Annotated in this window: 6 protein-coding genes and 1 tRNA gene; all 7 read right to left on the bottom strand. The window is 64.9% G+C overall.

The window, feature by feature from the left end; all coding sequences use genetic code 11:
* Positions 1–418: 418 nt before the first annotated feature.
* Positions 419–1105 (bottom strand): 50S ribosomal protein L1, encoded by a 687-nt coding sequence (rplA, locus tag ACWAUG_RS07950; RefSeq protein ID WP_298040243.1) that lies wholly within the window; start codon positions 1103–1105, stop codon positions 419–421.
* Between the two features lie 11 nt (positions 1106–1116).
* Complete coding sequence (gene rplK / locus ACWAUG_RS07945) at positions 1117–1548, bottom strand: 50S ribosomal protein L11 (protein ID WP_298040242.1); 432 nt, start codon at positions 1546–1548, stop codon at positions 1117–1119.
* Between the two features lie 187 nt (positions 1549–1735).
* Positions 1736–2731, bottom strand: coding sequence for a transcription termination/antitermination protein NusG (gene nusG / locus ACWAUG_RS07940; protein ID WP_460802098.1), 996 nt, complete (start codon positions 2729–2731; stop codon positions 1736–1738).
* Between the two features lie 45 nt (positions 2732–2776).
* On the bottom strand, positions 2777–3043 hold the full coding sequence (secE, locus tag ACWAUG_RS07935) for a preprotein translocase subunit SecE (RefSeq protein ID WP_460802097.1): 267 nt from the start codon (positions 3041–3043) through the stop codon (positions 2777–2779).
* Positions 3044–3079: 36 nt separating this feature from the next.
* A tRNA-Trp gene (locus ACWAUG_RS07930) sits at positions 3080–3152 on the bottom strand.
* A 149-nt stretch (positions 3153–3301) separates the two neighbouring features.
* Entirely contained in the window at positions 3302–5026 is a 1725-nt protein-coding gene (gene poxB, locus ACWAUG_RS07925) for a ubiquinone-dependent pyruvate dehydrogenase (RefSeq protein ID WP_298040239.1), read from the bottom strand.
* 88 nt (positions 5027–5114) lie between these two features.
* Positions 5115–6539, bottom strand: a complete 1425-nt coding sequence (locus tag ACWAUG_RS07920) for a GntP family transporter (RefSeq protein WP_460802096.1) — start codon at positions 6537–6539, stop codon at positions 5115–5117.
* Positions 6540–6565: the final 26 nt, after the last annotated feature.

The raw sequence follows: 6565 nt of genomic DNA, 5'->3' as shown, positions 1-6565 counted from the left end.
CACGCTGTTGAGTTCTCAAGGATCGGATGCTCCCACGACCCAGCCTCACGACCAGGCCCGAAGGGCAACTTCTCTATCTTACCCACCGTCTCGAGCTTGTCAAATCGACACGCCCAACCGGATCCGAGATCCGGATGCAAGCCGTGAAGCCTGCCGAATGGGTAGATCTCCTATCTTAGTCACAAGTGACTGAGACTCTCAAGTTGAGATTTGGAGCTGTTCTGCCGCTTGAGGGGGGCAGACCCAGAGGCCTTTCCGCTTCCCTGTGGGGCGAACGAGTAATAAGTTACGCGGGTTCCGGGGTTCGGGCAAATCGAGCCGTTCACTTGGGCGTGTCGCGCATGAAACCGAGGAACGATCCGCCGGCGAACGACGAAGGGCCCCCACCTTACGGTGGGGGCCCTTCGAGCAATCAGCCTCAGATGGCGTTGACATCCAGCGGGATGCCGGGGCCGAACGTCGTCGAGACCGCACCCTTCTGGATGTAACGGCCCTTCGCGCTCGACGGCTTCAGACGCACGATCTCCTCGAGAGCCGCGCCGATGTTCTCATCGAGCTGCTCAGCAGAGAACGAGGCCTTGCCGACGATGAAGTGCACGTTGGAGTGCTTGTCGACGCGGAACTCGATCTTTCCGCCCTTGATCTCCTCGACGGCCTTGGCCGGGTTCGGGGTGACCGTACCGGTCTTCGGGTTCGGCATGAGGCCGCGGGGTCCGAGGACCTTACCCAGACGACCGACCTGACCCATGAGCTCCGGGGTCGAGACGGCGGAGTCGAAGTCGGTCCAACCGCCGGCGACCTTCTCGATGAGCTCGGCGCCGCCGACCTCATCAGCACCGGCTGCGATGGCAGCCTCTGCCGCGGGGCCCGTCGCGAAGACGATGACGCGAGCGGTCTTACCGGTGCCGTGCGGGAGGATGACGGTGCCGCGCACCATCTGGTCCGCCTTGCGCGGGTCGACAGCGAGCTTCAGCGCGACCTCGACGGTCGAGTCGAACTTCGCCGATCCGGTCTCCTTGGCCAGGGCGACAGCCTCGGTCGGAGTGTAGAAACGGTCTGCGTCGATCTTCTCGACTGCAGCCTTGTAAGCCTTGGACTTTGCCATGATTATTCTCCTCAGCCCTCGACCGTGATGCCCATGGAACGAGCGGTTCCGGCGATGATCTTCGCCGCAGCCTCGATGTCGTTCGCGTTCAGGTCGGCCTGCTTGGTCTCGGCGATCTGACGGACCTGGTCCTTCGAGATCTTGCCGACCTTGACGGTGTGCGGCGTGGCCGAAGCCTTCTGCACGCCCGCAGCCTTCTTGATGAGCTCAGCAGCCGGCGGGGTCTTCAGGACGAACGTGAAGCTGCGGTCCTCGTAGACGGTGATCTCGACGGGGACGACGTTGCCGCGCTGCGACTCGGTCGCGGCGTTGTACGCCTTGCAGAACTCCATGATGTTCACGCCGTGCTGACCGAGCGCGGGGCCGATCGGCGGAGCCGGGTTAGCGGCGCCGGCGTTGATCTGAAGCTTGATCAGGCCGGTCACCTTCTTCTTCGGTGCCATTTCCTCTTCCTTTCCTCGAGCGGATGCTCAGCACCCGCTCTCCCGCGAATCCGGCGGATCCGGGTCGCGGTGCGTTCCTGAGCGCTGAAAGCGCACACAAACCAGGCAAGTCTACCTGATCTGGAGGGAGATCCGGAAACGCAGAACGGCCGCCCCTCGGGGCGGCCGTTCTGCGTTGAGAAGAATCTCAGAGCATCTTGGTGACCTGGTCGAACGAGAGCTCGACAGGCGTCTCGCGCTCGAAGAGGGAGACGAGGACCGTGAGCTTGCCGCTCTCAGGCTTGATCTCGCTGATCGAACCGGGAAGACCCGCGAACGATCCCTCCTTGATCGTGATGGTCTCGCCGATCTCGAAGTCGACCTCGGCCGCAACGGGGCGCGCGACGGCGACGCCGCCCTTGGACTGGACGTTCTTGGCGGTCGGCGCATCCTTGACCTCGACGAGGGCCTTCAGCATGTTGAAGGCCTCCTCGAAGCGCAGGGGCGTCGGGTTGTGGGCGTTGCCCACGAAGCCGGTGACGCCGGGAGTGTGGCGGACGACCGACCACGTGTCTTCGTTGAGCTCCATGCGCACGAGGACATAGCCCGGGATGCGCACGCGGGTGACCATCTTGCGCTGGCCGTTCTTGATCTCGACGACGTCCTCCATCGGGACCTCGACCTGGTAGATGTCGTCCTCGACCTCGAGCGTCGACTTGCGCTGCTCGATGTTGGCCTTCACCTTGCGCTCGAACCCGGCGTAGGAGTGGATGACATACCACTTGCCCGGCAGCATGCGCAGGTCTGCGCGGAACTCCGCGTAGGCGTCGACATCGTCGTCGCCGTTCACATCCGGACCGTCGTAGGGCGTGACTTCTTCTGCAGCCGCAGCCTCGAGGTCGGCGACCTCTTCTGCGACAGATTCGTTGAGGACTTCAGCAGCAGCTTCTGATTCTGCCGCTTCGTCCAGGTTCAGAGCGTCGTTCACGATCGCGTCCGCCTCCGGGTCTTCGATATCGATGTCTTCTGCGCCTTCTACATCCGCATCCGCGGCGTCGTCCTCGATGTGGACGGCGACTTCTTCGGCAGCGGAGCTGGCGAATTCCTCCTCGGAGAGGATGTTCCCCTCCTGAGCCTCGTCGTCCTCGCTGGACTGCTCCGCAGAGGGCGCCCAATCGGCGTCGTCGGGATATCGTTCAGACACGTTGTTTCTTTCTGATCATGCGGTCATGACCGCGAGGAGAACCGCTTACTGCGGGACTCCGAAGACCTGGCTCGTCAGCCACGAGAAGCCGGCGTCGAGGCCATAGACGAATGCCATGACGATCACGACGAAAACCAGCACGACGGCGGTGAACTTGAACAGTTCCTTGCGCGTCGGCGTGACGACCTTTCGCAGCTCACCGATCACCTGACGGAAGAACAGCGCGATACGCCCGAAGAATCCGAGCCGCTTCACGCTGGCGGCGCCGCCAGCCGCGACGATATCGCCGCGCGGTTCGTCCTGATCCACCATGAATGTACCTTTCGTGTGTCAGCGTGCGCTGACGCGCAGGGCGGACAGGAATCGAACCTGCAACCTGCGGTTTTGGAGACCGCTGCTCTGCCAATTGAGCTACCGCCCTAGAGATCCGGGGATCCCTGGGTCTGCACTCCATCTTGCACCCAGAGGCACAGAAAAAGAATGCAGACAACTGCCCCTCCAGTGTAGGGCATAGCGGCGCCCACGCCGAACCGAGCCCCGCACCCCGGGCGCGTCTCGCGCGAAAACGCATCAGAAAAGCTGGCGCCAGTTCGCCCGCGCGAGGTCGATCAGCTCGTCTCCCCGCCCCGACATCACGGTCCGGATGGCGTAAAGAGCGAACCCCTTCACCTGCTGCGCGGTGATCGAGGGCGGCATCGACAGCTCCTGCCGTTCGGTCACGACGTCCAACAGCGCAGGCCCATCGTGGGCGAGGACCTCCCGCACGGCATCCGGCAGGTCTTCGCTGCGCTCCACCCGACGGGCGAAGATCCCCAGCGACTCCGCGACCGCCGCGAAGTTCGGATTCTCCAAATCGGTGCCGTACGTGACGAAGCCCGCCGCCTTCATCTCGAGCTCCACGAAGTTCAAGGACGAGTTGTTGATCACGATGACCTTCACGGGAAGCCGGTTCTGCGTGAGGGTGATGAGCTCGCCCAGCATCATCGCCAGTCCCCCGTCGCCGGCCAACGCCACCACCTGCTGCTGCGGGCGCGCCACCTGGGCGCCGATTCCGTGCATGAGGGCGTTCGCCATCGATCCGTGCGTGAACGAGCCGATCAGACGGCGCTCGGCGGTCATCGTCAGATAGCGCGCGGCCCACACCACGGGTGAACCGACATCCGCCGTGAAGATCGCATCGTCCGCGGCCTGCGCATCGATCAGCCGCGCGACGTATTGCGGATGGATCGGAGAACCGCCCTTCGCCGGCACCGCCAACTCGTCGAGCTTCGCCCGGGTCTTCCGATAATGGGATACCGCATCCTCCAGGTGCGAGCGGTCCTCCTGATGCGCGAGACGCGGAAGCAGCGCGTCGATCGTCGCTGCGACATCGCCCACGAGGCCCAGATCCAGCGGATGCCGCTTACCGAGCTGCGCGCCGCGGATATCGACCTGGATCGTCGACGCCGAATCCGGATAGAACTGCGTGTACGGGAAATCACTGCCCAGCACGAGCACCGTGTCGGCGGCATCCATCGCACGGAACCCCGAGGCGAAGCCGAGCAGCCCCGTCATGCCCACGTCATAGGGATTGTCGTGCTCGATATGCTCCTTGCCGCGCAGCGCATGCACCACCGGTGCACCGAGACGCTCCGCGAGGGCGATGACCTCGTCATGAGCGCCCTCGACGCCCGCGCCGGCGAGGATCGTCACCCGTTTCGCCGCATTCAGCATCGTCGCCGCCTGCTCGAGCTCATCCGGCGACGGTGTCACGACCGGACGTGTGCGCGGGACCACCGTGGCGCGGTCATCCGCGATCTCCGCCAGCGCTACGTCACCGGGGATCACGAGCACCGCGACGCCCCGCTCCTCGATCGCCGCACGCATCGCGATCTCCAGCAGTCTCGGCATCTGCTTCGCGTCCGCCACGTACTCCGCATAGACGCTGCACTCGCGGAACAGCTCCTGCGGGTGCGTCTCCTGGAAGTACCCGGTGCCGATCTCCTCCGTGGGGATATGGGCCGCGATCGCCAGCACCGGGACTCGCGAACGCTGCGCATCGAACAGCCCATTGATCAGGTGCAGGTTCCCCGGCCCGCAGGAGCCCGCCACGACCGCCAGATCGCCGGTGAGCGCAGCATCCGCCGCCGCGGCGAAAGCCGCCGACTCCTCATGCCGCACGTGCACCCAACGGATCGTCCCGTCTTTGCGCAGGGCATCCGTGAAGCCGTTGAGCGAGTCGCCGGGGATGCCGTACACGCGGTCGATCCCGTTGGCGGTGAGCGTGTGGACGATGTTCTCCGCAACCGTGGTCATGCCCGCGAGGCTACCCGGCACGCGGGCAAAGAGTAAGGCCCCGGCTTCCGCGCATGCGGAAACCGGGGCCTGACAGCAGAACAGGTCGTCAGCTCATCGGAATGACCGCGTACAGCAGCCAGGTGATGAGGAACCCGGCGACACCGAGGACCGTGGTCAGCGGCGTCCAGGTGCGCAGGCCGTCCTTGACCGACAGGCCCAGGTAGCGCGTGACGATCCAGAAGCCCGAGTCGTTCACGTGGCTGAGGCCGAGGGCGCCATAACCGATAGCCACGGCGACGAGCGCGATGTGGATCGTGTCGAGACCGAGGACCGCGACGGTCGGCAGAAGCAGACCTGCCGTCGTCGTGATCGCGACCGTCGCGGAGCCCTGCGCGGCGCGCATGATCAGCGAGATGAGGAAGGCGGCCAGCAGGAGGGGCATGCCCGAACCGCTCAGCAGCTCGGCGACAGCGCCGCCGATGCCCGTCTCGGTGAGGATCTTGCCGAAGGCGCCACCGGCACCGGTGACGAGGATGATGACGGCGGCTGCGGGCAGCGCCGACTCCATGACCTCGCCGAGCTTGCCGGCGGACCAGCCGCGGCGCACACCGAGGACGAACATCGCCGCGGCGATCGCGACCATGAGTGCGAAGATCGGCTGGCCGATCATCGAGAGGAAGCCGTTCCAGAACGTGCCCGCCTCGAACGTCGGCGCGACGGTCGTGCCGACCATGATGAGCACCAGCGGCAGGAGGATCAGGCCCAGCACGGTGAACGCGCTCGGCGCCTTCTCGCCATCGCGCAGACCCGCGTTGACCGAGGTCTGCTCGGTGCCGAAGCTGTCGAACATCTCCTTCGTCGCCTCGATCATCGCGAATTCCTTGCGGTTGATGACCTTGGCCGTCCAGAAGGAGAGCACCGCGAGCGGAATCGAGATGATGAGCGAGAAGATCAGCACCCAGCCCATGTCGGCGCCCAGCAGCGTCGCGCCGCCCACGATGCCGGGGTGCGGCGGGACCGCGACGTGCACCGCGAGCATGATTCCGGCGACCGGAAGCCCGAACTTGATCGGGTTCAGGCCCGCGATCTTCGAGAACGCGAAGATGATCGGGATGAGGATGATGAACCCGGCGTCGAAGAACACCGGAATCGCCAGGATCGCTGCGGCGATGACGAGAGCGACGCCGACGCGCTTCGGTCCGAGCCACTTGGTGAACTTGCCGGCGAGGGCCTCGGCGCCTCCCGACAACTCGATGATCTTGCCGAGCATCGAGCCGAGCGCGACCAGGACGGCGACGGAACCGAGGGTTCCACCGACGCCCGAGATGATCGCCTGGATGATGCCCAGGCGTTCCGGAGTGTCATCCGTGGCTGCGATGGTCGTCATCGGCAGGCCGGCCGCGAGACCGACCACGATGGAGACGAGGATGAGGGCGTAGAACGCCTGCATCTTGAATCGAATGATCAGCAGGAGGAGCAGGAGGATGCCTGCGACTCCGATCGCGATCAACGCGGGAAGAGGGAGCGTCACTGGATCTCTTCTTTCACTTTTTCTGG

Source organism: Microbacterium sp. GXF6406 (genome assembly GCF_054798215.1).
Note: the sequence above shows the minus strand (reverse complement) of the source record. Positions and strands in the feature narration are given on the sequence as shown.

What these genes read in the sequence shown, in the direction of transcription:
- poxB (WP_298040239.1), bottom strand. Translation starts at nt 5,026, where the DNA reads ATGACCACGGTTGCGGAGAACATCGTCCACACGCTCACCGCCAACGGG.
- rplK (WP_298040242.1), bottom strand. Translation starts at nt 1,548, where the DNA reads ATGGCACCGAAGAAGAAGGTGACCGGCCTGATCAAGCTTCAGATCAAC.
- secE (WP_460802097.1), bottom strand. Translation starts at nt 3,043, where the DNA reads ATGGTGGATCAGGACGAACCGCGCGGCGATATCGTCGCGGCTGGCGGC.
- rplA (WP_298040243.1), bottom strand. Translation starts at nt 1,105, where the DNA reads ATGGCAAAGTCCAAGGCTTACAAGGCTGCAGTCGAGAAGATCGACGCA.